23 protein-coding genes and 1 tRNA gene are annotated in these 22,594 nt (G+C 38.9%); 4 read left to right on the top strand and 20 right to left on the bottom strand.

Features of this window, described 5'->3' with window-relative positions; all coding sequences use genetic code 11:
- Positions 1–222 precede the first annotated feature (222 nt).
- Positions 223–2,460, bottom strand: coding sequence for a sensor histidine kinase (locus CLNEO_RS08275; RefSeq protein ID WP_066087185.1), 2,238 nt, complete (start codon positions 2,458–2,460; stop codon positions 223–225).
- Entirely contained in the window at positions 2,435–3,130 is a 696-nt protein-coding gene (locus CLNEO_RS08270; RefSeq protein ID WP_083531924.1) for a response regulator transcription factor, read from the bottom strand. The genes CLNEO_RS08275 and CLNEO_RS08270 overlap by 26 nt, the downstream gene beginning before the upstream one ends.
- Positions 3,131–3,325: 195 nt before the next feature.
- Here CLNEO_RS08270 and CLNEO_RS08265 point away from each other — a divergent pair.
- The 3 genes from CLNEO_RS08265 to CLNEO_RS08255 all read left to right on the top strand — a co-directional run bounded on the left by CLNEO_RS08265 (position 3,326) and on the right by CLNEO_RS08255 (position 5,921).
- Positions 3,326–3,398 (top strand) — tRNA-Lys (locus tag CLNEO_RS08265).
- A 369-nt stretch (positions 3,399–3,767) separates the two neighbouring features.
- Positions 3,768–5,000: a chloride channel protein gene (locus CLNEO_RS08260; RefSeq protein WP_066087182.1), complete on the top strand. Its 1,233-nt coding sequence runs from the start codon at positions 3,768–3,770 to the stop codon at positions 4,998–5,000.
- A gap of 258 nt (positions 5,001–5,258) precedes the next feature.
- Positions 5,259–5,921, top strand: coding sequence for a helix-turn-helix transcriptional regulator (locus CLNEO_RS08255; protein WP_066087179.1), 663 nt, complete (start codon positions 5,259–5,261; stop codon positions 5,919–5,921).
- A gap of 112 nt (positions 5,922–6,033) precedes the next feature.
- Here the strand turns inward: CLNEO_RS08255 and CLNEO_RS16755 are convergent, their stop codons facing one another.
- The 12 genes from CLNEO_RS16755 to CLNEO_RS08195 form a co-directional block, all read right to left on the bottom strand.
- On the bottom strand, positions 6,034–6,168 hold the full coding sequence (locus CLNEO_RS16755) for an IS3 family transposase (RefSeq protein ID WP_157723519.1): 135 nt from the start codon (positions 6,166–6,168) through the stop codon (positions 6,034–6,036).
- Positions 6,169–6,790: 622 nt separating this feature from the next.
- Positions 6,791–7,360 carry an acetate uptake transporter gene (locus CLNEO_RS08245; RefSeq protein WP_066087175.1) on the bottom strand — a complete coding sequence of 190 codons (570 nt, stop codon included), beginning with the start codon at positions 7,358–7,360 and terminating at the stop codon, positions 6,791–6,793.
- 113 nt (positions 7,361–7,473) lie between these two features.
- Positions 7,474–8,208, bottom strand: a complete 735-nt coding sequence (gene trmD / locus CLNEO_RS08240; RefSeq protein ID WP_066087172.1) for a tRNA (guanosine(37)-N1)-methyltransferase TrmD — start codon at positions 8,206–8,208, stop codon at positions 7,474–7,476.
- Positions 8,208–8,717: a ribosome maturation factor RimM gene (gene rimM / locus CLNEO_RS08235; protein WP_066087170.1), complete on the bottom strand. Its 510-nt coding sequence runs from the start codon at positions 8,715–8,717 to the stop codon at positions 8,208–8,210. The genes trmD and rimM overlap by 1 nt, the downstream gene beginning before the upstream one ends.
- Before the next feature lie 338 nt (positions 8,718–9,055).
- Entirely contained in the window at positions 9,056–9,286 is a 231-nt protein-coding gene (locus tag CLNEO_RS08225) for a KH domain-containing protein (protein ID WP_066087163.1), read from the bottom strand.
- 22 nt (positions 9,287–9,308) lie between these two features.
- Positions 9,309–9,557: a 30S ribosomal protein S16 gene (gene rpsP / locus CLNEO_RS08220; RefSeq protein ID WP_066087160.1), complete on the bottom strand. Its 249-nt coding sequence runs from the start codon at positions 9,555–9,557 to the stop codon at positions 9,309–9,311.
- A gap of 33 nt (positions 9,558–9,590) precedes the next feature.
- Complete coding sequence (ffh, locus tag CLNEO_RS08215) at positions 9,591–10,931, bottom strand: signal recognition particle protein (protein WP_066087155.1); 1,341 nt, start codon at positions 10,929–10,931, stop codon at positions 9,591–9,593.
- Positions 10,932–10,946: 15 nt separating this feature from the next.
- Positions 10,947–11,297, bottom strand: a complete 351-nt coding sequence (gene ylxM / locus CLNEO_RS08210; protein ID WP_066087152.1) for a YlxM family DNA-binding protein — start codon at positions 11,295–11,297, stop codon at positions 10,947–10,949.
- 111 nt (positions 11,298–11,408) lie between these two features.
- A complete protein-coding gene (locus tag CLNEO_RS08205) occupies positions 11,409–12,002 on the bottom strand; it encodes a histidine phosphatase family protein (protein ID WP_066087149.1) in 594 nt (197 codons plus the stop codon).
- A gap of 140 nt (positions 12,003–12,142) precedes the next feature.
- Positions 12,143–12,304, bottom strand: a complete 162-nt coding sequence (locus CLNEO_RS15390; protein ID WP_083531922.1) for a DUF1540 domain-containing protein — start codon at positions 12,302–12,304, stop codon at positions 12,143–12,145.
- 145 nt (positions 12,305–12,449) lie between these two features.
- Positions 12,450–14,087 (bottom strand): glycosyl hydrolase, encoded by a 1,638-nt coding sequence (locus tag CLNEO_RS08200; protein ID WP_066087147.1) that lies wholly within the window; start codon positions 14,085–14,087, stop codon positions 12,450–12,452.
- Positions 14,088–14,143: 56 nt separating this feature from the next.
- Complete coding sequence (locus CLNEO_RS08195; RefSeq protein ID WP_066087145.1) at positions 14,144–14,704, bottom strand: hydrolase; 561 nt, start codon at positions 14,702–14,704, stop codon at positions 14,144–14,146.
- 162 nt (positions 14,705–14,866) lie between these two features.
- Between CLNEO_RS08195 and CLNEO_RS08190 the strand changes: the two genes are divergently transcribed.
- Positions 14,867–15,352, top strand: a complete 486-nt coding sequence (locus CLNEO_RS08190; protein ID WP_066087142.1) for an S-ribosylhomocysteine lyase — start codon at positions 14,867–14,869, stop codon at positions 15,350–15,352.
- A 418-nt stretch (positions 15,353–15,770) separates the two neighbouring features.
- Here the strand turns inward: CLNEO_RS08190 and sstT are convergent, their stop codons facing one another.
- The 6 genes from sstT to CLNEO_RS08155 form a co-directional block, all read right to left on the bottom strand.
- Entirely contained in the window at positions 15,771–16,994 is a 1,224-nt protein-coding gene (gene sstT, locus CLNEO_RS08180) for a serine/threonine transporter SstT (RefSeq protein WP_066087135.1), read from the bottom strand.
- A 69-nt stretch (positions 16,995–17,063) separates the two neighbouring features.
- Positions 17,064–17,939, bottom strand: a complete 876-nt coding sequence (gene sdaAA, locus CLNEO_RS08175; RefSeq protein WP_066087131.1) for an L-serine ammonia-lyase, iron-sulfur-dependent, subunit alpha — start codon at positions 17,937–17,939, stop codon at positions 17,064–17,066.
- Positions 17,940–18,136: 197 nt separating this feature from the next.
- Positions 18,137–18,790, bottom strand: coding sequence for an L-serine ammonia-lyase, iron-sulfur-dependent subunit beta (gene sdaAB, locus CLNEO_RS08170; protein WP_330382582.1), 654 nt, complete (start codon positions 18,788–18,790; stop codon positions 18,137–18,139).
- Between the two features lie 468 nt (positions 18,791–19,258).
- Positions 19,259–20,887, bottom strand: a complete 1,629-nt coding sequence (groL, locus tag CLNEO_RS08165) for a chaperonin GroEL (protein WP_066087129.1) — start codon at positions 20,885–20,887, stop codon at positions 19,259–19,261.
- Between the two features lie 21 nt (positions 20,888–20,908).
- Complete coding sequence (locus CLNEO_RS08160; RefSeq protein WP_066087126.1) at positions 20,909–21,196, bottom strand: co-chaperone GroES; 288 nt, start codon at positions 21,194–21,196, stop codon at positions 20,909–20,911.
- A 387-nt stretch (positions 21,197–21,583) separates the two neighbouring features.
- On the bottom strand, positions 21,584–22,444 hold the full coding sequence (locus tag CLNEO_RS08155) for an NAD(P)/FAD-dependent oxidoreductase (RefSeq protein ID WP_066087122.1): 861 nt from the start codon (positions 22,442–22,444) through the stop codon (positions 21,584–21,586).
- Positions 22,445–22,594 lie beyond the last annotated feature (150 nt).

The raw sequence follows: 22,594 nt of genomic DNA, 5'->3' as shown, positions 1-22,594 counted from the left end.
ATAAAACAAATTATCTATAAGATCTTCTGTGGTGAAAACACATGAAGGTCTTATTTTGGTATAAAATCGAAGAATTGAAAAACAATGATAGAAATCATTGAAATTCTCCTACACAAAAAGCAGGATGGCTGATATTCAATCATCCTGCTCATTCTTTTTTGTTGCAAAAGAGAATTTTTTATCCACTTCAAATTATTATTTTTAATGGGCAAAAATACCTTCTTACGGTGCATCAGTTTCGCCCTCTTCTGCAAATAGTTCTTCCGCATCCTCCCATAGGGGCATACAGACAATTGCCTTAAACAAATCTCCATCCACCTTGATACCAAAGGTACCACCTTGGGCCTCCGCTAAACTTTGGGCTATGGAAAGCCCCAAGCCTGAGCCCTCAGTCGTTCTGGAAACATCTCCTCTGACAAATCTGTCTGTTAAGCGTGTTTCATCAAAATCAATGGGCGCTGCGGAAATATTCTTCATTACCAAAATCCCTCGTTCCTCAGCTTGAAAAATGTCAATATACACCCGGGAATCCGGCAAAGAATATTTCACTGCATTGGAAAGCAAGTTCTCCAATATTCTCCATAAATGTCTGCCGTCAGCCTTAATATACAAAGGCTCGGGGCAGCTTACTTTGACTTCAAGCCCTGCTGCCTCTATCTTCTCTTCCAATTCACCAATGGCCTGCAGCGTAATTTGGCGATAATCAACGCGTACTGCTTCTACGGTAATATTCCCACTGGAAACCTTGCTTGCTTCAATTAAATCCTCAATAAGCTGTTTTAAGCGATAGGATTTATCATATAAAATTTCCACATAATCCTTAGCCGCCTGATTTTCCAGCTTAAGGCTTCGCAACAAATCCACATAAGAAATAATAGAGGTTAAGGGCGTTTTTAAATCATGAGAAACATTTGTAATTAGTTCCGTTTTTATTCGTTCGCCCTTTACCGCATCAGCAACGGAGTTTTTTAATCCATCTTGAATATTTGCGATATCCGTTGCAAAATTAATAAAGGAAGGTGATATTTCCTCCAAATTAAATTGATACTGCAAATTTCCCTTAGAGGTTTCTCTGGCAGAAATCATAATTCTTTTCAACGAGCGCAGTGCCCTTAAAAAGAAAAATATGCAAAAACCATTAAATACAAATAGGGCTATCGTAGCCAGTATGCAAATGATAATGGAATGCATTTGTGCAGTAAGGATAACCACTCCCATAATGACGCAGTTTCCCAGGCCATAGCAAAGCATGACAAAAACCATCCATCCGCGGAAGGTTTTGCCTGTAAACAGTTCCGACAAACGTCGGATGGTCACAGAAATCCATGTGTTTCGCCAAAAAATTTTGCCCTTAAATTGCCTTGCAACTGACGTAACATAAGAAATAATCATTGCAATGTTGGAAATGTAAATTATTCCTAAAATAGTTGTGAAAATGTACGCCCAAAAAATTGCCGTTTCCCTAAGTATGCTCCTTAACAGGGAAAGCCCAAAAAACAAGGAAAAAAGCATTAATCCGCAAACCATCAAAAAATGGATTTCATTGTAAATTTTATCTACCGCCAGATAAGAAATTTTACCGCCCTTTTCTGTTTGCCCTGTAACACGAATCAAATAGACAAAACACAACATAATGATCAGTGTCGAGGCTGTAAACACACTAAATAATATAGGTAAGCCTGCCTTAGCAAAAATATATTCCTGTCCCAGATTATAAAATTCATCGCCCACAGCAAAAGGATCACGAATTCCAGCATAAACCTTATAATCGCTATTTTCCATAAGTAAATTATTTTGAATATATGGCATAACACCAACGTTGTCACTGCTAAAGCCTGAGGAAAGGACAACCGTTTGGTCAATATTACTCATCTCGCCACGGGTAGTATTTCCAGCAACAAGATTCCCCTGGCTATCCTCTATAAAATATAAGAAATTGACCATGCCATTAAAATAGCGAACACTTCGTTTATATTCATCCACCTGATTTTGAATATACATTTTCCGATAAAGAGGCAGTCTGCTTTCCACCAATTCCTTGTACTCATCAAAATTGTTTTTCAAAGAAATGGGAATACTTCCGTGAATGATCAAGCCATCAAAACTTTCGTTAATAGAAGTATTTCCTGTGATAATACCATCTTTGATGCCGTAATACCGCTTAAAATCAGCAATTAGTTCATCTTTGTCGATTAACTCGCCGCTTGTAATTCTACTTTCATTCCGATAATAAACCTCGGCTTGAATAACCTCATCTAAAGCCTGGGCAAATTTGCTTTTAAATTCATAGGTTTCATATACGGATTTCGCCTCAATGATGCTTCTGTCCCACTGATTTGAAATATTCGCCGCAACAATGCCGCAAAAAAAGTTTGCCATAGCACAAATAAATAATAATACAATAATGGCTGCCTTACATTTTGTTTGATAGCATTTAAATTTTTTCAATTTTGTACCCAATCCCCCACACCACCTTTAGATATCTTGGCTCTTTCGGGTTAATTTCTATTTTTTCTCGAATACGGCGGATGTGAACTGAAACAGTATTCTCCGGCGCAAAGGAAAGCTCATTCCAAACCTTTTCATAAATTTGGTCAATGGAAAAGACCTTTCCCGCATTTTCCATCAACAACTGAAGGATTCCATATTCCGTCGCCGTAAGCTTCACCGGCTCCCCGCTCACTCGAACCTCTTTTGCATCCTTATCCAACTCAAGCTCTCCAATTTTAATCACATTACTCTTTTCCGCAATACTGCCCAAAGCTGTATACCTACGCATTTGGCTTTTCACACGTGCAGAAAGCTCCAGCGGATTAAAGGGCTTTGTAATATAATCATCCGCACCAAAATTTAACCCTAAAATTTTATCTGTATCCTCCGACTTTGCCGAAAGAATAATAATTGGTATATTTAGGGTTTCTCTTATTTTCACCGTAGCATTTAACCCATCTAATTTGGGCATCATGATATCAAGCAAAATTAAATGTATTTCGTGTTCCTCCAAGGCTTTTAAAGCTTCTAGTCCATTATAGGCCTTTATTATATGATAGCCCTCTTGCTTTAAATAAATTTCAATAGCATCAACAATTGCTTTATCATCATCACAAACCAGAATATTGAATTTTTCCATCAGAAAGTACCCCCTAATTTTACAAGCTATTTCTAATTTATCATACCATGCTACTTTTACAAAATAACTCATACTTCCTTAAAGAATTCTTAATTTCTTTTTCATTTTATCCCATTACTACAAGAAAAGAAAGCCAAACCTTTTGAAAAATTCATTGACACATACTATTTTTTCTAATATCCTAAGGTACGTTGTGGGTCACTAGCTTAGTTAGTAGTGCACTGGACTTTTAATCCAAGTACCTCGGCCTCGAGTCCGGAGTGACTCGTTTTTTTGTTGACCCCAAATCCTCTTCCAAATTATCCCCACACATTTCCTTTTGAATACATTTACATACATTTGTCAGGATGCTTTCAAAAACCCATAAGCAAATATTGCAAAATTTGTAATTTTATTTTTTTTAGTATTTTTTTATTTTACTAATAAAAGAAGCACCCTTTTTTAAAGCTTTTCACTGATTACTGTTTTTATACTCCCCCCTGCTTGAAAACTTGTTTTAAAAAAGTTGCCATGAAAAGCCATGGGGGTTATAATGATGTAAGAAACACTGTTTTCCCAAGGTTACCTTTCAATTGGTCTCTTTTGCAGCATTCTGTAAAGAACATTTTGAAATTTATTTCACATCAGGAGGAAAAACATGTTACGAAAAATAGTCAGAGAATACAAGGAGATCCTTTTATATTCCCTTATTGCCCTATTTGTAGGTGTTATTATTGGAGGAATTGACGCCATTTTTGGAGAAGTACTCATTAAGATTACTGAAATACGCCGCGATAATGTCTTAACATTAGTTCCCTTTTTACCCATTTCCGGCATTCTCATTATGCTTTTATACCGCTATTTTAGTAAAGAAAGCTTAAAGGGTATGACCCTTGTATTTCAAACCGGGCATGGCAATAATGATCGTATTCCCAAAATGCTTGTGCCATTAATTATGGTAACCACTTGGATTACCCACCTTTTTGGGGGAAGTGCCGGTCGAGAAGGTGTTGCCGTGCAACTTGGTGCAACAATTGCACATACACTTGCAAAAAAGCTAAAATTTTTGAAGAATTCCCGTGTTCTTTTGGTAATAGGAATGGCAGCGGGTTTTGCCGGTTTGTTTCAGACACCCCTTGCAGCTACTTTTTTTGCTTTGGAAGTTCTCGTTTCGGGAGTATTTTTATATGAAGCCTTATTGCCTGCCTTAGTTGCCTCTTTTGCCGCAAGCACAACCTCAAATTTACTTGGCTTGGAAAAATTCGCAGTAGACATTCCAAATGTTTTGTCCTTTTCCCCGGAAATCCTACTGAAGCTTATTTTTGTTGGTGCTCTTTTTGGAATTGTTGGAGGTAGTTTTGCCTATCTTTTAAGCTACAGCAAAAAAAAGCTTGCCACCTTCATTGAAAGCCCATTAAAGCGGATATTCATTGCCGGATGTATTTTATCCCTGCTGCTTCTTTTATTGCACACAGGAAGGTATTGTGGACTGGGTACCAATTTGATCAGCCTAAGCTTTTCGGAAAAAGAAATTTTTGGATATGATTGGCTTTTGAAGTTTTTACTTACTGTTTTAACGTTAGCGGCTGGTTTTCAAGGCGGAGAAGTGACACCGCTGTTTTCTATTGGGGCAAGCCTTGGCGTTATTTTGGGGAGTTTATTAGGCTTACCCACGATGCTCATTGCCGCCCTTGGTTATGCTGCTGTTTTCGGCAGCGCAACCAACACATTGCTTGCGCCAATTTTAATTGGTGCAGAAGTATTTGGTGCACAAAACACACTTTTTTTTGTAATCGTATGCTCCTTGGCTTTTATATTTAACGGAAATAAAACAATTTACTCAGCACAAAAAAGATTCAATTTCTTTTCAAATGAAAATGTTGAAGTATAATTTTTAGGAGTAAAGTGCTGTAATGGCGAAATATTATGTTGGGATGCTTCAGGAGTCACCTTCATTTTTTAGCCTTTCAAAGAAATTGATATATATTAAATTTAGTGCGTTTTTCAATAGAAAATACGATTTTGGTACATACTGTTTCTATACGAAATATAATCATTGTCTTTGTCATTTTTTTGATCCCTTTTTTACACTTGAAATAATACGTTTTTTTTGGTATATTGTAATTTATAATGTTTTTGGAGGTGTACCATGGAATGTCCAACCTTTTCCTTATCGGAAAGAGATAGAGCAATTTTAAATTCTTTTATTCACATAACAGATGGTATTGCGGAATTTTTGGGTGGCTATTGCGAAGTCGTAATACATAATCTTGAAAATATGGATCATTCTGTGATGCATATTATTAACGGACATCTTTCCGGAAGACAGACCGGAGCTGCAATTTCAGAGGTAACCCTATCCTTCCTAAACCGAATGATGGCAGAGCCAAGTTTAAAGCATGTTTGTTATTTTGCAAAAAACAACCGCGGCGAAACCTTTAAAGCATCTATTATACCTATTTTAGGGGAAAAAGGAAATATCATTGGTCTGATTTGTTTAAATATGTATTTGGCAGCACCAATTTCAGCCTTAGTACAAAGCATGACGCAAGGCGACGGAACAAAGCAGGAGAGTATTTCCGAAACATTTGTGGAAAACACAACAGAGTTGATGCTGAATGCCTTGGATGAGGCAAAAAAGACTGTATTCAGCAATCTTTCCATCTCCTCCTCCAATAAAAATAAAGAAATTGTTTCTATTCTTTATCAAAAAGGGATTTTTAATTTAAAGGATTCTGTTATTACCATTGCGGAACATCTGGGCATTTCAAAAAACACCGTTTATATGCATATTCGTAATATGAACAAGTAAAAAAGGCCTTACGAAATCAAACATAAAAAAGCAACCCTCTTTACCAGGCATGATGTGACCCCAATAAGTTAGACTTTATAGCGTAGCAGTTTTTTTGACTGCTACGCTTCTTTTATGCAGCCAATTGGTGGAGCCTGTATTCTACTGGTCTCATCCATCCTAGTTTCTCTTTAATTCTGTATTTGTTGTAAAATTTTATGTATTTTTCAATAGCTATCTTAAGTTCTTCATAACTGTAATAAACCACACAATAATGAATCTCCTACTTCATGATTCCAAAAAAGTTTTCCATTACAGCATCGTCATGACAATTACCTTTTCTAGACATATTTTGAAAGATTTTATTTTCTTAAAGTGCATAAATGTATGCATTCATCTGATACGCCCAGCCTTGATCCGAATGGAATGTACGTCTGTATTGGCAGTCCGACGTGCTTTCTATTGCATCGTTTAGAGCGTTCATTATATTTTGTGCAGATAGCTACTGAGAAATTCCATAGCTAATTATTTCTCTATTGCACAGATCCATAAATGTATCTAGGTAAAGCTTTTTAATAATCATTCTTCCTTTTTCATCTATTTTATAATACCTGAACTCGGAGGTTTTATAATACCTGAACTCGGATGTGTCTGATGTAATCTTCTGGTGTGGAATGTACGTTTCAAAAAGCATATGAATTCTGTTTGGCGCAACCTTACTGACCTTGCCTTTATAAGAACTGTATTTGTGACTTTTCCTAGTAAATGATGTAACATTCGATGGGATACTTTTCCATAAAAAAACTGACCTCCTATAAGTAGATTTTTGGTCTAACTTATTGAGGTCAGTTCAGAAAACGGTGAAAAGGCTGCTTTTTTTATCTAAAACCTTACAGCTTCAAAATATCTTTTTGAAATTCATTATTAATAATCTGACCAAGCGCAGAGTAAATAGCACTACCACCACAGAAAATACCCTCATAGCCGGCAATTGTTTTGATAAAGTGGCTGCCTGTAAAATCACCCAAGGATAATAGGAAAAATAATAAGGTTAAGGAACCAAACACAACCCTCGTAGCCATATTATGCTTAAAAGTACCGATAAACATACCCAGTGTAAAAATACCCCACAGCAACAGATAAAAGCCCATGGAAATTTCATCCCCAGCCTGCATGCCGCCTTGAGCTATCACAGAGGGCAACAGCCAAATTCCAACCAAAGACCACCAAAATGTTCCATAGGCGGTAAAGGCAGTTGCACCAAAGGTATTGCCTGCTTTAAACTCCATAACGCCTGCCACAACCTGTGCAAAACCACCCAAGCAAAGCCCCATGCTAATAATAACTGCGGATAACGAAATAATGCCTGCATTATGTAAGTTCAACAAAATTGTAGTCATTCCAAAGCCTAACAGACCTAAAGGTGCTGGGTTTGCAACATTGCTTTTTTGGCTACTCATAAATATTTTCCTCCTAAATATACACTTAATATTCACTTTTATTTTTTTTGCCCGCACAACACCAACCCAAATTTTGAAAACTTGGGCTGTAAAGGAAGGGCTTCTCTAGCAGCTTATAGCTCAATGCCATTCTTTTTTAAAATTTCAATGTCTTCTTGGCTTAATTCAGCCGCCTTTAATAAATCTTGTCGCTTTGTGGCAGTGCGAAGAAGTGCCTGCTCTCTGCGCCATTTTTCCACATTCCCATGATGGCCGCTTAATAACACCTGGGGGACCTCTTTTTCCATAAACACAGGAGGTCGAGTATATTGGGGATATTCCAAAAGACCGTGGGAAAAGCTTTCCTCCTCAAAGGATGCCTCTTTTCCAAGGACGCCAGGCATTAGGCGAGAAATTGCATCAATCATGGTAATTGCCGCCAATTCACCACCAGTTAATACAAAATCCCCCAGAGAGATTTCATCCGTGACGATTTCTTCAATCACCCGTTCATCCACGCCCTCATAATGTCCGCACAAAAAAACCAGGCTTTCCTCCTGTGCCAATTCCTCCGCCATACGCTGGGTAAAAGGCTTTCCCTGGGGTGTCATATAAAGAACACGCGCCTTTTCGGCCTTTGGCAATATGCTTTGATAGGCGTCATAAATGGGCTGTGGCTGCATAACCATGCCTGCCCCACCGCCATAGGGATAATCATCCACCTGTAAATGCTTGTTGTTGGAAAAATCTCTGATATTGATGGCCTCTATGGAGATTATGCCTTCTTTTTGCGCTCTGCCCAAAATGCTATGGGATAACGTTTCTTGAATCATTTCAGGAAATAATGTCAGAACAAGAAACTGCTTCATTATCTCAACCCTTCCAGAAGTGTTACCGTCATAACCCCTGCTTTTAAATCCACTTTTTTAATACAATCTTTGATTGCAGGAATCAAAAGCTCCTTCTCGTCAGAATTTTTTTGCACTGCATAAACGTCGTTTGCGCCTGTAACATAAATTTTAGTAAGCTCACCCAACTCTTCTCCATCTTCGGTGATGACCTTTAAACCATATAAATCTCTGGTGTAATACTCATCTTCCTCCAAAGGGATGGCAAAAGAATCAGGAATCAAAATGGTTCCATTTTTATAAAGCTCTGCCACGTTAATGTCTGTGATTTCTTTTACAGTCAGCAAAACAAACTGCTTATGATATGCAACCTTTTGTATTTGAAAGGTTTCTCTATTGTCTCTGATTTCAACGATAATTTCTTTTAAACGCTCAAATCTAGTGGGATCTTGCGTAGTAGGAAATACGCGCATTGTTCCTTTAATTCCATGGGTACCTGTAATTTTACCGATTTCAAAATACTGTTCCATATACACCTCAAAAATGATAAATTCTCTAAATAAAAACAGGCAGGATGCTCACACCTCACCACTACAACAATAGAGTAAGCTTTGTTCAAAGGGTGCCGACAAAGTCGACACCCCAGAACGTAGACAAACCTTGGGCGTTGCCCAAACCCACTTACTTTTTGAAAAAAGCAAGACCAAAAACCTTCACAGAACCCGCATTCTATGCGGGTTTAGACAGATTAATGGTGAAACCCATGTGGGTGTTTGAGGGCAAAACCCTCAATATTTTGACTTTGTCTTCAGCCTGGGGCGCCGACAAAGTCGGCACCCTTATACTGCCCAAATATTAAGGCATTTTTTCATTGAATAATCTCAACGATAATTTTTTTATCCTCATGAACACCGGAAGCTTTTACAAGGGTACGAATTGCTTTTGCAATTCTTCCCTGTTTGCCAATCACCTTCCCCATATCTTCAGGGGCAACCTTCAATTCCAGCACTAATGTACGTTCATTTTCGGTTTCGGTTACTTGTACCTTTTCCGGAAAATCCACAAGATTTTTTGCAATGACCTCTAATAATTCTCTCATAGTCAAGCCTCCCGCCTTCGGATTATTCGCCGATTACGCCAGCTTTTTTCAACAGAGCCTTTGCAGTTTCGGAAGGCTGTGCACCGTTAGCAATCCATTTATTGGCTGCTTCCGCATCAACCTTCAGAACAATAGGTTCCTTTGTAGGATCGTAGTAACCAATCTCTTCGATAGATTTACCGTTTCTGGATGTTCTGGAATCCGCAACAACAATTCTATAGAAAGGAGCCTTTTTTGCACCCAATCTTTTCAATCTAATTCTTACTGCCATATCATTTCACCTCCTAAAAAATTTAAACTTCATTTATCGGAAAAAAGGAAGTTTCCCTTTCTTACCCTTTTGCATATTGTTCATCTGCTTCATCATTTTTTTCATTTCTTCAAATTGCTTCAGCAGACGATTCACCTCCGCAATGCTCCTGCCGCAGCCGTTGGCAATGCGTTTTTTACGAGGACCATTAAGAAGAGAAGGATTTGACCGTTCTTCTTTTGTCATAGATTGTATAATGGCTTCTACCTTCACCATTTCCTTGGCAGGGTCAACCCCTTCCATTGCCTTATCCAAATTCAGACCGTTCAGCCCGGGAACCATTCCCATTAAATCCTTCAGCGGGCCCATTTTTTTAATTTGCTGCATTTGTGACAGGAAATCCTCCAAGGTAAACTCGTTGGAGCGCATTTTCTTTTGCATCTCCAAGGCTTCCTGTTCATCAATATTTTGCTGTACCTTGTCAATCAGGGAAAGAACATCTCCCATCCCTAAAATCCTGGAAGCCATGCGGTCGGGGTAAAAAGGCTCAAGATCCTCCATTTTTTCACCCATACCAATATATTTAATTGGTTTGTTGGTAACACTTCTGACGGAAAGCGCGGCACCGCCTCTGGCATCGCCGTCCAACTTTGTCATAATAATACCATCCACACCCAACTGGCTGTCAAAACTGCCCGCTACGGTTACGGCATCCTGCCCGGTCATAGCGTCTACTACCAAAAGAACCTCCTGCGGTCTTACTGTGGCTTTAATATCCAACAGCTCCTGCATCAATTCTTCGTTAATGTGCAAACGACCTGCGGTATCGATCAAAACCACATCATGGTGTTGCTCAGCTGCATATTCCAAGGCCTTTTTGGAAATTTCCACAGGGCTTACCTCAGTACCCATTTCAAAAACAGGAATACCGTAATTTTTCCCTACCACCTGTAATTGCTTAATTGCAGCAGGACGATAAATATCACAGGCAACCAAAAGGGGATTTCTGCCCTGCTTTCTAAGCTGCCCCGCCAATTTACCGCTGCTGGTGGTTTTACCTGCACCTTGCAGACCCACCATCATATATACGGTAGGCGGACGGTTAGAGTAGGTTAGTCTGCTTTGGGTACTGCCCATCAAGGAGATCAATTCTTCATTTACGATTTTAATAACCTGCTGACCCGGGTTTAAGCCTTGCAAAACCTCCACGCCAACGGCACGGTCCGTAACCGTTTTGATAAAATCCTTAACAATTTTAAAGTTTACGTCTGCTTCTAGTAGTGCGATCTTCACTTCTCGCATCGCAGCCTTTACATCATCCTCGGTCAAAACGCCTTTTCCCCGGAGTTGCTTGAACACTTCCTGCAGCTTAGCGGAAAGATTTTCAAATGCCATAGATCGCCCTCCTTTTTACGATAATATCGAATCTGCAATTTGCTTCATGGAAGAAATTGCTTCTGTGGTTTCTTTGCTGATTTCTCCGATTGCTATTTCATCAAGAATACTTTTCATTTTGCGAACAGCCCTTTGCTGCTCTTGAAAGCGTTCTACCAAACGTAGTTTTTCTTCATATTCAATCAGTATTTTTTCTGTGCGCTTTAGCTGATCCCGCACAGCCTGACGACTGATTGATAATTCTTCTCCGATTTCAGAAAGAGAAAGATCGTTCTGATAATGCATCTCAAACACTTGCTTTTGCTTTTCTGTCAAAAGCTCACCATAAAAATCATAAAGCAACGTCAGCTTTAAAATTTCAATCATCTTTCATTCCCCCTGTAAAGGAAAATCACTTTACAATCACTTGCAATATCATACTAAAAAAAAAGCAAGCTGTCAAGTATTTTCCCTTTACAGCTTGAAATTTTTTTCAAATTAAACAGGACAGTTTATTTTCTCGATGGTAATCTTTTTTTCGGAAATAAATGCAGAACTATAACACCCCTGTTCAGAGAAAAATCGCCAAAAACCGTCTGGGCCCACTCCTGTTAAATAACAAAGCATGGCACTCATAGGTCCATTATGAGATACAATGATTACGTTTTTACTTTTATTCTCCTCAATTACGCGAATTAATCCATCTGTTACCCGTTGATAAAAATCAAAAAAAGCTTCGCCGCCGGGGAAAGCACTTGTTTTCCATTCCTTTAGCCATCGACTTAATTCTTCACCATGATTTTCCCGTATGTAAGAGCCTTCCTTATCCTCCCAATCTCCATAATGCAGCTCTCGAAAGCAGCTGTCCTTTAGTACATCTATTTTTTTATCTTCGGCGATAATTTCAGCCGTATGCGCTGCCCGGAGTAAATCACTTGCATATATTTTGTCGTAGGAAATTGTGCCAAAATATTTTTTTAATCTTTCTGCCTGCATGATTCCTTTTTCATTGATATCGCAGTCTGTCCATCCATAAAACATCCCACGCAAATTCCAATCCGTTTCACCATGTCGAACAAGATAAACCTTCATAAATATATCACCCCAAGTTATTTTACGCTATAATTGCATGTCCTAGCAAGCCTATTTGGGTTAAATTCGCAAGAAATGCGGGCATCCTTTTATGTTAATCCATAAAAAGAAGCCCGCTATCAAAAAAATAACCGGTTATCTTACTTTATATTGAAGGATTTACAATCTGTACATTGATCCATGGTTGGATTTCCTTCATGTGTGCCTACCTGAATTGCATCCAGGGTACAGTAATTTTTCGTGTTGTGATGATGTCTGCAGTTATCCACAGTACAACGAATACATTCATTACATCTTTCCATTTGAATTCCCTCCTTTTGATTAGATTTCGCTATTATTTTGTCCGTAATATAAATAAATATTACTGTTTGAATACGGTTTTTTTAAAAATAAATGGCATCCATAAATTTTATGAATACCATAAGAAATTTTTGTACTTTTTTAAAATTACTTTGCTTTTATTGTTACCAGGTTATTTGCCTGTTTGTTTAAAGTGTAAACTTTCGTCTTTTCATAGCCATTAGAAGCCTTGATTAAAACCTTCAACTCATGATCTCCAGCCAACAATGTACTTGCATCCACATTACACTTATAGGGCATTTGACCGGCAGAAGCGAGCTTTTTACCGTCTACGGAATATTCCACCGTCACAGGCACATTTCCCGGCAAAATACAATAGGTTGACAGCTCAATCATGGGGAGCGTATCGCTATAGCTTCCTGCCTTCACATAGGCCTTTGGTGTAACCCCCATTTTCTTAATGAGGTCTGCATTATCTTCGGTAGATGCAATATATTGACGCATCATTTGGGCGTTATTACTCAAAGAATATAAGTATTTATTGCTACTCCCCAAATCAACATCAAAATAAATGATACCTTTCACCTGAGGGAATAACATATTGGCGTAGGTGTAAAGCATCTGGATTCTTTCTTTTGCAAAAGCATTCAAATCAACAGACTTCCCATTGATTCCATAGCCAACCCCAGTTTCGGTAATGATGATAGGCTTTCTATCACCGTATTTGGATACAATATTTTTAAGCTTTGTAAGGGGATTTGCATATAAGCCGTTTCCATAGTACATTTCATCAGAATCCTTGCCTACTATGGGATTTTGAGGATTTTTATATTGGTTTATATATAATGAAACACCAACCCAGTCCACATAAGCATCGCCGGGATAATAGTCATCCATATCTACGTTCCAATTTGACACATCATTTGGGGAAAAAACCAATGCCACATTGGGTGCGATCTGTCTTGCAATATTGGCAATTTTAATGTACGCCTGCTTAAACAAAGCAGGATCGGCAAGATTTTGCCATACATTCATCTCGCCACCTATTCGGACCAATACCGGTGCATTCAAAGACTTCAAATACTCCATGGTTTCCTTGAGATAAGCATCTGAACTAGATTGCATAACAAGCTTTAAGGAATCATTTTCCTCCGGCATATTCAATGCAATATGAATTAACCTTGTCCCATCGGCATAAGGCCTGATTAAATAATCGAAATCTGCCACCTTGTTTTGCATACATTCAACATAAAATGAGATTGCCGTTTCCTGTTCCATGGACTTAATTCCACCACTTGAATAAACTCTACCATAATATGTACCCGCCTTAGGTTCATTTTTCATCCCATAATAAGGCACAGAAACTGTATTTTCAGTCACAGCATATACCTCTGTCATGGGATTGATTTTATTGACCCTTTCCCTCGCAAGCTTCACTCCATCAGCATAACCCAAATACTCCCCATAGGGTATCTGCGCCTTTAAAATATCAATGGCATTTCCATATTTCCCTGTATTTTCATAGGCCTTGTACATTGCATCATAAGTGCTATATAAAATTTCCGCCTTATCCCTATCCAGCGGCTTGTCCTGAAAAATATTTACAATTTCATTGCCATACTTAATGATATCATTGTTATTCCCCGCTTCTCTTGCAGTAATAAACGGCTGCTGCACCTTCCAATATGCGCTGGGAATTGCTCCAAAGGCATAAATAGAAAGCATCATAGAAAACAAAATGCTTGCCGCAACAACACGGATACCCCTTCCTTTTACAAACTTCATCTTATCCCCCCCATTCTCTAATGTAATATAGCTAAATTATAGCCAACAGACTTTCACTAATTTCTTGGATCCGCTTTCATAGCCTCTAGCGTCTTTATCATTAAATCGTCCAATTCCCAGCCTAACTGCTCTGCGCCTCTTCGGATTACATCTCTATTGCAGCCTGCGGCAAAAGCTTTATCTTTAAACTTTTTCTTAATGGATTTCAGCTCCATATCCTGAACGCTTTTTGAAGGACGCATTAAAGCCGCCGCGCCAATTAACCCAGTTAACTCATCTACAGCAAAAAGCACCTTTTCCATTTCATGGATAGGGGCAACGTCACAGCAAATTCCATATCCATGGCTTGCCACCGCATGAATCAAGCGCTCGTCCAAATCATGCTCCTTCATAATCTCCTGACATTTAATGCAATGCTCCTCCGGGTACATTTCAAAATCCAGGTCGTGCAGCAGCCCAACATTGCCCCAAAACGCCTCTTCCTCGCCATATCCCAGTGCCTTAGCAAAATAGCGCATTGCGCTTTCCACTGTTTCGCCATGACGCAAATGAAAAGCATCTTTATTATATTTTGTAAGTAATTCCCAAGCCTCATCCCTTGTAATTTGCTTCGACATGTATATTCCCCTTTTCCAAAGTATATTTTTTCCTATTTTACAGCAAAAAACAAAACCGTTCAACCCTTACAATGGAAAGTTATGTCGGAACGCTTGAAAAACTATTAAAAAAAAGGTAGAATGACCTTGTTTAATCTTATAAAATAAGAAAGGATGAAAGCTATGGACGTAACCAGCTTCGGTATTGATCATAATACACTATTGAGAGGAATTTATGTATCCCGAAAGGATACCGTAGAAAACGGAGTTTTAACAACCTTTGATGTTCGCATGAAAGAACCGAACCGAGAGATGGTTTTAGACACTTCCGTCATGCATACCATTGAACATTTGATGGCAACCTTTTTCCGCAGCCATCCCCTGTGGTCCCAAAAAACAATCTATGTTGGACCCATGGGCTGCCGTACAGGTATGTATGTTATTTTTAAAGGCGACTTGGAACCCGCTGATGTAGCAACCATTATGAAAGAATGCTATGATTATATGAGCAGCTTCGAGGAAGAAATTCCTGCCGCAAAATCGGAAATGTGCGGAAATTTTCTGGATCATAATTTGGCAATTACAAAGCTTGAATGCAAAAAATTTGCAGATGAAGTTTTAGCCTGCCTAAAAGAAGAAAATATGGTTTATCCTCGTCAGAACATCTGATTTTCTTAGGCTTTGTATTTCAAATATAAGCAAAAAACAAACATCTGAAAAATCCCATTTTTTTGGGTTTCTGTATGTTTGTTTTTTTATTTCTATTGTTATCGTAAATTTTAAGCTTTCACTAAGAAAATCAACAGTAAAAAATTATTAAAAAACTTTTTTCATGAGGAATATCACAAAAATTATGAACGCTAAAAAGGATTCTTGCATAGCAAAAATCCTTATAATTTATTTTTACGAGTTTTTGCAAAACAAAAAACTTCTTTGCAAACTTCAAAAATCCATAAAAAAGGCGGTGAATAAAATCACCGCTCATTTTATATCTCTTCTCATTATGCTTAAAGAAAATACATCTTTGTATATTTCAAAAAACTACTTTTTCGTACAACCAATACCATTCATTAATATAATTTAAACATTACCATTTGATGGGTTTTCCTTCTTTTCTCCACTGTCTGAATTCAGCCGCAGCTGTGAACAGTGCATCAGTAGAGGAATTCAAGCCAGTTTCACATGAATCCTGCACAACACCGATAATAAAACCAACGCCTACAACCTGCATTGCAATATCGTTAGAAATGCCAAACAAGGAGCATGCCAGAGGAATTAGCAGCAAGGAACCCCCTGCTACGCCGGAAGCACCACACGCAGATACTGCAGCAACAATACTTAAAACCAAAGCTGTTCCAATATCAACAGAAAACCCTAGTGTATTTACTGCCGCCAAAGTCATAACCGTAATCGTAATTGCAGCACCAGCCATATTAATTGTTGCACCCAAAGGAATAGAAACAGAATAGTTATCTTCATCCAAGCCCAAAGATTCGCAAAGTGTCATATTTACGGGAATATTTGCGGCAGAGCTACGGGTAAAGAATGCTGTAATGAAGCTGTCCTTTAAGCATTTAAACACCAACGGATATGGATTTTGCTTGATATTTAAGAAAACGATAATAGGGTTTACAATCAGCGCAATGACTACCATACAGCCAACCAACAATAACAACAGCTTGCCGTAGTCCGTGAAAATACCCAGCCCACTTGTGGAAACCGTGGCAAAAACAAGACCTAAAATACCAAACGGAGCAAAACTGATTACCCATCTAACTGCCTGAGAAACTGCATCTGCAAAGTTACCCAGCATCGTTTTTGTGGTATCGGAGGAATGCTTCAGCGCTAAACCAAAAACAACTGCCCAAGCCAAAATACCAATATAATTTGCAGTTGAAATAGATGCAATGGGGTTTTGAACTACATTCATAAGCAAGGTTTTAATTACAGTGCCAACGCCATCAGGAGGTGTGCTGTTTTGAACTGCATCCGTCAGGGTTAAAGACACTGGGAACATGAAACTACCAACAACCGCTACCAAGGCAGCAGCGAATGTACCGATTAAGTACAAAACAACAACAGTGCCCATGTTTGTTTTTGCACCCTTCTTATGCTGAGCAAGAGAGCTCATTACCAAGAAAAATACCAAGATAGGCGCAACGCCCTTTAATGCACCAACAAACAGATCTCCTAAGATGCCAATCACCGTTAAAGATGGCAATACTCTGCCAAGAACAGCACCAATAATCAGGCCTGCTACAATACGTTTAACCAGACTAATAGAATTCCATTTTTGAAATAAATTATTCATTTTATCAATTCTCCTATTTTTATAATATCATTGCGGTTACTTTGGTTGTACGAAGAAAGATAATTTTTATCAATGACCAAACACCTTTTCACAAAGTTTTTTCCCTGTGGGGGTTGCCGCCAAGCCCCCTTCTGCCGTTTCCTTTAAGGCAGGCGACATTGCCTCCCCTATTTTCTTCATGGCATAAATAACTTCATCTGCGGGAATTGCACTTTCCACCCCGGCCAAGGCCAATTCTGCTGCTACAAAAGCATTCGCAACGCCCATGGCATTTCTCTTGATACATGGAATTTCCACCAAACCTGCCACAGGATCACATACTAACCCCAGAATATTTTTTAAAGCGATAGCACAAGCGTGTTCACTTTGTTTTGGCGTTCCGCCGCAAAGCTCCACCAAAGCAGAAGCTGCCATGGCACTGGCTGCGCCACATTCCGCCTGACAACCACCTTCTGCACCGGCAATGCTCGCCTTATTGGCAATTACCATTCCCACCGCAGATGCAGTAAAAAGGGACATTACTACGTCATCCTCGGAAATATTTCTATCATCAGAAATTGTTAATAATGCCGCAGGCAAAATACCGCAGCTACCCGCCGTTGGTGCAGCTACAATTCTTCCCATGCAGGCATTTGTTTGAGAAACCGCAAGAGCCTTCACCATTGCCTCCCCAAAAATCCTTCCACAAATATTCTTGTTCGCATTTACGGCCTCTCTCATTTTAAAAGCATCTCCGCCTGTAAGACCGCTGGCAGAGCGTTTATTGGCATCCAAGCCACTTTCAACTGATTCCCGCATAACGATCAGCGAGCGCTTCATATTTTCAAACAATACCTTTTCTTCCGTTTCAGCCTGCTGTGCTTGATCCCTTAAAATCAGCTTACAAAGAGGGATGTTTTCATTTTCTGCTTGCAAAACCAAATCTGCCAAAGAGTCATATTTCATATTATCACCTCCAATTCCATATTTTTTCATATATTAATACCCAAATTGAAAACTACACCAACAAAATCTTGGGTTATTTGCATTTTCTCATTCGTTGGTATCTTTCAACTCCAAAATGCTTTCATAAGCACCATATAACCGTGTTGCTACCGCAAAAAACTCCTAAATTACGTTTTCAAACTATAGATATATTTTAATCAAATTGCTTTTAATATTGTAGAAGCCAGAATATGGGGTTGACTTAAAATAACTTGATTGATAGATTCATCTATACCACCATCAATTTCTATGGTCATTACCGCAATGCCCCCTTTGTGATCTCTGCAAAGAGAAAATCCGTGGATATTTACACTGTGCTCCGCAAGAATTTTTGTTACAACTGCAATCATACCCGGAACATCCTCATGAGGAATGATCAGTGTATCCGATTTCCCGGAAATAGAAACAACTGTATTATTAATTTTATTGATAATAATATTTCCACCGCCAATAGATGCACCTTGAACCAGAATTTCACTTCCATCGGCATCCTTTAAAAATATTTCCGCCGTATTGGGATGCGCTCCGTCAATTTCTGTTTCCTCAAATGTATACGCCAATCCTTCTTCTTTGGCAACCTCCAAGCTAATACGAATACGCTCATCATCAGTTTCCATGCCTAAAATACCAGCAACAATTGCCTTATCCGTTCCATGCCCCTTATAAGTCTTTGCAAAAGAACCACTAAAACGAATCAACGCAGAAACAGGAACAGTTCCCAGAATAGAACGCGCATATTTCCCAATGCGAACCGCGCCCGCAGTGTGGGAGCTGGATGGACCAATCATGATAGGGCCAATAATATCGAACACCTGCAGCAAACCTATTCCTCCCCTCTTTGAAACTATTTTTCCATTAAAAATCCGGACTGAAAAATCTTTTTGTCCTTGCATAGCAATTATATATGAACTTTTTCGTCAAAGTCAATAGAAAATCCCAAAAAAGTTTCCACACGACGGACATTTTTTTGTTTTAGTAACACACTTGTCTTTGATGTAAATACATTTTGCGAAATTATTGCTAAAAAAGGCAAATGTCAAAAATAAAGTTGTATTATTTTGCTACAAAATTCTTTTTTACCTTAATAAAATTATTTTCATTTTTTTATTTTTTATCCTTCAAAATTCCAAAAACGGAATTTTTATTTCAGAAGCTTCCCGACTCTGTCTAAAAATCTTTATAAAGCCTGCTTTTTCTAATATTAAAAAACCTCCATCCAAAGGATAGAGGTTTTTTTACTATATTCATAATGAAAATGGAATTCGCTGTTCTTGAAACTGTTACATATAGCCGCCCATTCCGCCCATTCCTGGATCAGGCATTGCGGGAGCCTTTGTAGGCAATTCTGCCACAACAGCTTCCGTTGTCAGGAAAGAAGATGCAACAGAAGTTGCGTTTTGCAGTGCACTTCTTGTCACCTTCGCAGGGTCAAGAATACCTGCCTCCACCATCTCAACATATTCTTCTGTTAATGCGTTAAAACCAACGCCTAAGGGCATTTCTTTCACTTTATTTACAATTACAGAGCCTTCTAAGCCAGCGTTTTCAACGATTTGGCGCAAAGGTGATTCCAAAGCCTTGATTACAATATCCGCGCCTGTTTTTTCATCACCAATCAAGCTTGTGCATGCCGCTTTTACCTGATCGATTGCATGAACCAAAGCAGTACCGCCGCCTGCAACAATGCCTTCTTCAACAGCTGCTCTTGTAGCTGCCAAAGCATCCTCCATACGCATTTTCTTTTCCTTCATTTCCGTTTCAGTAGCCGCGCCAACCTTAATTACCGCAACTCCGCCGCTAAGCTTTGCAAGTCTTTCTTGCAATTTTTCTCTGTCGAAATCGGACTCGGTTTCTTCAATTGCTTTTTTAATCTGATGAATACGACCCTCAATTTCTTCTTTATTGCCAGCACCATCTGCAATGATTGTCAATTCTTTTTCTACACGAACAGTTTTTGCACGACCCAGCATATTTAATGTTGTTTCCTTCAAATCCAGTCCAATTTCTTCGGAAATAACCTGTGCACCTGTTAAGGCAGCAATATCTGCCAACTGTGCTTTTCTTCTTTCACCATAGCCAGGCGCTTTTACCGCAACACAGGTGAAAGTTCCTCTTAATTTATTTACAACCAAGGTTGCCAAGGCTTCGCCTTCCACATCATCGGCAATAATTAAAATCTTACCGTTTGCCTGCATCACCTGTTCCAAAAGGGGAACCAATTCCTGAATGTTGGAAATTTTCTTATCCGTTACAAGAATAAAGGGATCCTCTAAGATAGCAACCATTTTCTCCATATCTGTGGACATATAAGAGGACAAATAGCCCTTATCAAACTGCATACCTTCCACCAGTTCCAGCTCGGTTTTCATGGTTTTGGATTCTTCCACTGTAATAACACCGTCGTTTGTAACTTTTTCCATCGCATCTGCAATCATATCGCCAACTTCATCATCCCCTGCGGAAATGGCAGCAACATTTGCAACATGTTTTTTCGTTGTTACCGCCTGGCTCATTTTTTTAATTTCAGCCACAGCGGCTTCCGTTGCTTTATGCATACCTTTTCTTAAAATAATAGGGTTTGCGCCTGCCGCAATATTTTTCAAGCCCTCTTGGATCATTGCCTGAGCCAAAACTGTTGCCGTTGTGGTACCATCACCGGCAACATCATTTGTCTGGGTAGCAACCTCTTTTACTAACTGTGCACCCATGTTTTCATAAGGATCTTCCAGTTCAATATCCTTTGCGATGGTTACACCATCATTTGTAATCAAAGGGGATGTAAATTTACGATCCAAAACAACATTACGGCCCTTGGGTCCCAATGTCACTTTTACCGTATTCGCCAATTTATCCACACCAGCAGCCATTAAGCTTCTAGCATCTGTGCTGTATTTAATTTCCTTTGCCATATCTATAACGCCTCCTTAAAATCAATCTTTTACTACTGCCAAAATATCATTTTGTCTCATGACCAAATATTCTTCACCGTCAAATTTGATTTCCATTGCGCCGTATCTAGAGAAAATAACACGATCTCCCTCTTTCAGCACCATCTCAACCTTTGTATCGCCTACCATACCACCTGGGCCTACTGCAACAACAATGGCTTCCTGGGGCTTCTCCTTGGACTGAGAGGTTAAAATCAATCCTGATTTTGTTGTCTCCTCCGCTTCTAACTGCTTTAATACAACCTTATCTCCTAATGGTGAAAGTTTCATATCATTACCTCCTTATTTGATTCTGTTAGCACTCGTGTTTATTGAGTGCTGATTTCTGTTATTATATTAGCATTTTTTCAAGAATATTCAAATATTATTTTTAGCTATTTTATGCTAAAATGGATTAAATTACAATAAAATTTTAAAAATACAATGCTTTTTTTAATTTTTTCTCGAAATCCCTTGCATTCTCTTTGAATTTCATCTCTATCAAAATTTTATTGTGGTAGTAAACTTATTTTACATTTATCCTATTTTTTCCCCTTAACCTACGCTCAAAAAAAACCTCTAGACATTTATGCATTTTGGAAGTATTTCAAAAAATAGTGTTCCCAAAGTAAAGGAGACAAACTGAACCATTCCTTGCCAATGCCTAAAGGGAGTCTATTATTTTTTCGTCATTTGGTCAATATCAGAAACAGCCGACAGCGCCGCAACCAACCCTTCCCCTACTGCCTTTGCAATTTGATAGGGAGCGCCGGTGCAATCTCCCGCCGCATAAACGCGCGGCAAATTCGTTGACATACGCCGATCAACCTCAATGTTTTTACCATCGGTTTTTAAGCCAAAAATCAAACTATCCGGCGGCATTGTATTTTTTGCAAAGAAAATACCATCACAGGAAATTGTTTCCTGATCCGTTTCCAAGGCTGTAAGCTTCTCGCCACTACCAATGACTGCCTTGGGCTTTGCAGCTAAAACCGTCACACTCTCCTTCAGAAATGAAACATTTTTATACAAAGGGATATAAAGCACTTCCTTACAAATATCAGCCAAAAAATTGGCCTCTGCTTCGCCTTCTTCGTTTTCACTTATGACAATAACCTTTTTGTTACGATACAGCATTCCATCACAGGTTGCGCAATAGCTGACGCCTTTGCCCAAATAATCTAATTCACCGGCAATTCCTTTGCTCTTGCTCAGCCCCGTGGCCAAAATTATGGCTTTTGCCTCGATAAAATTATTTTCCGCATTAATCATATAATGTTCACCCATATTTAATACCTGGGTAACACGGCACTCCTGGAACTCGACACCATTTTTCACTGCATGGGAATAGAAGCGGTTTAACATTTCCTCCCCATTTACGTCTGGCAGACCTAAATAATTATCCACCTTTTCAGCGGCAAATAGCAGGGAGCTATCCAGGCTTCTTCCGAAAATGCAAACCGTTTTATTACGCTGTCGGCAGTTAAGCGCCGCAGACAGTGCTGCCGGACCTCCGCCAATGATTGCTACATCAAGCATATAAAAACCTCCTAATCTTTACGCCTATTAAAAACTATTTTTCTCAATTTTATGCTAGTCATTCCAATTCGTTGAAAAATATTAAAATAAAAGTCTTATTTAATAATACTTAACGGAAATTCCGCTATATCATTCTTTTTAAAAACTATT

This window comes from Anaerotignum neopropionicum (genome assembly GCF_001571775.1).
GTDB classification, from domain to species: domain Bacteria; phylum Bacillota; class Clostridia; order Lachnospirales; family Anaerotignaceae; genus Chakrabartyella; species Chakrabartyella neopropionicum.
The sequence above is the reverse complement of the archived record's forward strand: the minus strand, read 5'-3'. Positions and strand labels throughout refer to the sequence as shown.

What these genes read in the sequence shown, in the direction of transcription:
- CLNEO_RS08270 (WP_083531924.1), bottom strand. Translation starts at nt 3,130, where the DNA reads ATGGAAAAATTCAATATTCTGGTTTGTGATGATGATAAAGCAATTGTT.
- CLNEO_RS08260 (WP_066087182.1), top strand. Translation starts at nt 3,768, where the DNA reads ATGTTACGAAAAATAGTCAGAGAATACAAGGAGATCCTTTTATATTCC.
- CLNEO_RS08255 (WP_066087179.1), top strand. Translation starts at nt 5,259, where the DNA reads ATGGAATGTCCAACCTTTTCCTTATCGGAAAGAGATAGAGCAATTTTA.
- CLNEO_RS08245 (WP_066087175.1), bottom strand. Translation starts at nt 7,360, where the DNA reads ATGAGTAGCCAAAAAAGCAATGTTGCAAACCCAGCACCTTTAGGTCTG.
- trmD (WP_066087172.1), bottom strand. Translation starts at nt 8,208, where the DNA reads ATGAAGCAGTTTCTTGTTCTGACATTATTTCCTGAAATGATTCAAGAA.
- rimM (WP_066087170.1), bottom strand. Translation starts at nt 8,717, where the DNA reads ATGGAACAGTATTTTGAAATCGGTAAAATTACAGGTACCCATGGAATT.
- CLNEO_RS08225 (WP_066087163.1), bottom strand. Translation starts at nt 9,286, where the DNA reads ATGAGAGAATTATTAGAGGTCATTGCAAAAAATCTTGTGGATTTTCCG.
- rpsP (WP_066087160.1), bottom strand. Translation starts at nt 9,557, where the DNA reads ATGGCAGTAAGAATTAGATTGAAAAGATTGGGTGCAAAAAAGGCTCCT.
- ffh (WP_066087155.1), bottom strand. Translation starts at nt 10,931, where the DNA reads ATGGCATTTGAAAATCTTTCCGCTAAGCTGCAGGAAGTGTTCAAGCAA.
- ylxM (WP_066087152.1), bottom strand. Translation starts at nt 11,297, where the DNA reads ATGATTGAAATTTTAAAGCTGACGTTGCTTTATGATTTTTATGGTGAG.
- CLNEO_RS08205 (WP_066087149.1), bottom strand. Translation starts at nt 12,002, where the DNA reads ATGAAGGTTTATCTTGTTCGACATGGTGAAACGGATTGGAATTTGCGT.
- CLNEO_RS15390 (WP_083531922.1), bottom strand. Translation starts at nt 12,304, where the DNA reads ATGGAAAGATGTAATGAATGTATTCGTTGTACTGTGGATAACTGCAGA.
- CLNEO_RS08200 (WP_066087147.1), bottom strand. Translation starts at nt 14,087, where the DNA reads ATGAAGTTTGTAAAAGGAAGGGGTATCCGTGTTGTTGCGGCAAGCATT.
- CLNEO_RS08195 (WP_066087145.1), bottom strand. Translation starts at nt 14,704, where the DNA reads ATGTCGAAGCAAATTACAAGGGATGAGGCTTGGGAATTACTTACAAAA.
- CLNEO_RS08190 (WP_066087142.1), top strand. Translation starts at nt 14,867, where the DNA reads ATGGACGTAACCAGCTTCGGTATTGATCATAATACACTATTGAGAGGA.
- sstT (WP_066087135.1), bottom strand. Translation starts at nt 16,994, where the DNA reads ATGAATAATTTATTTCAAAAATGGAATTCTATTAGTCTGGTTAAACGT.
- sdaAA (WP_066087131.1), bottom strand. Translation starts at nt 17,939, where the DNA reads ATGAAATATGACTCTTTGGCAGATTTGGTTTTGCAAGCAGAAAATGAA.
- groL (WP_066087129.1), bottom strand. Translation starts at nt 20,887, where the DNA reads ATGGCAAAGGAAATTAAATACAGCACAGATGCTAGAAGCTTAATGGCT.
- CLNEO_RS08160 (WP_066087126.1), bottom strand. Translation starts at nt 21,196, where the DNA reads ATGAAACTTTCACCATTAGGAGATAAGGTTGTATTAAAGCAGTTAGAA.
- CLNEO_RS08155 (WP_066087122.1), bottom strand. Translation starts at nt 22,444, where the DNA reads ATGCTTGATGTAGCAATCATTGGCGGAGGTCCGGCAGCACTGTCTGCG.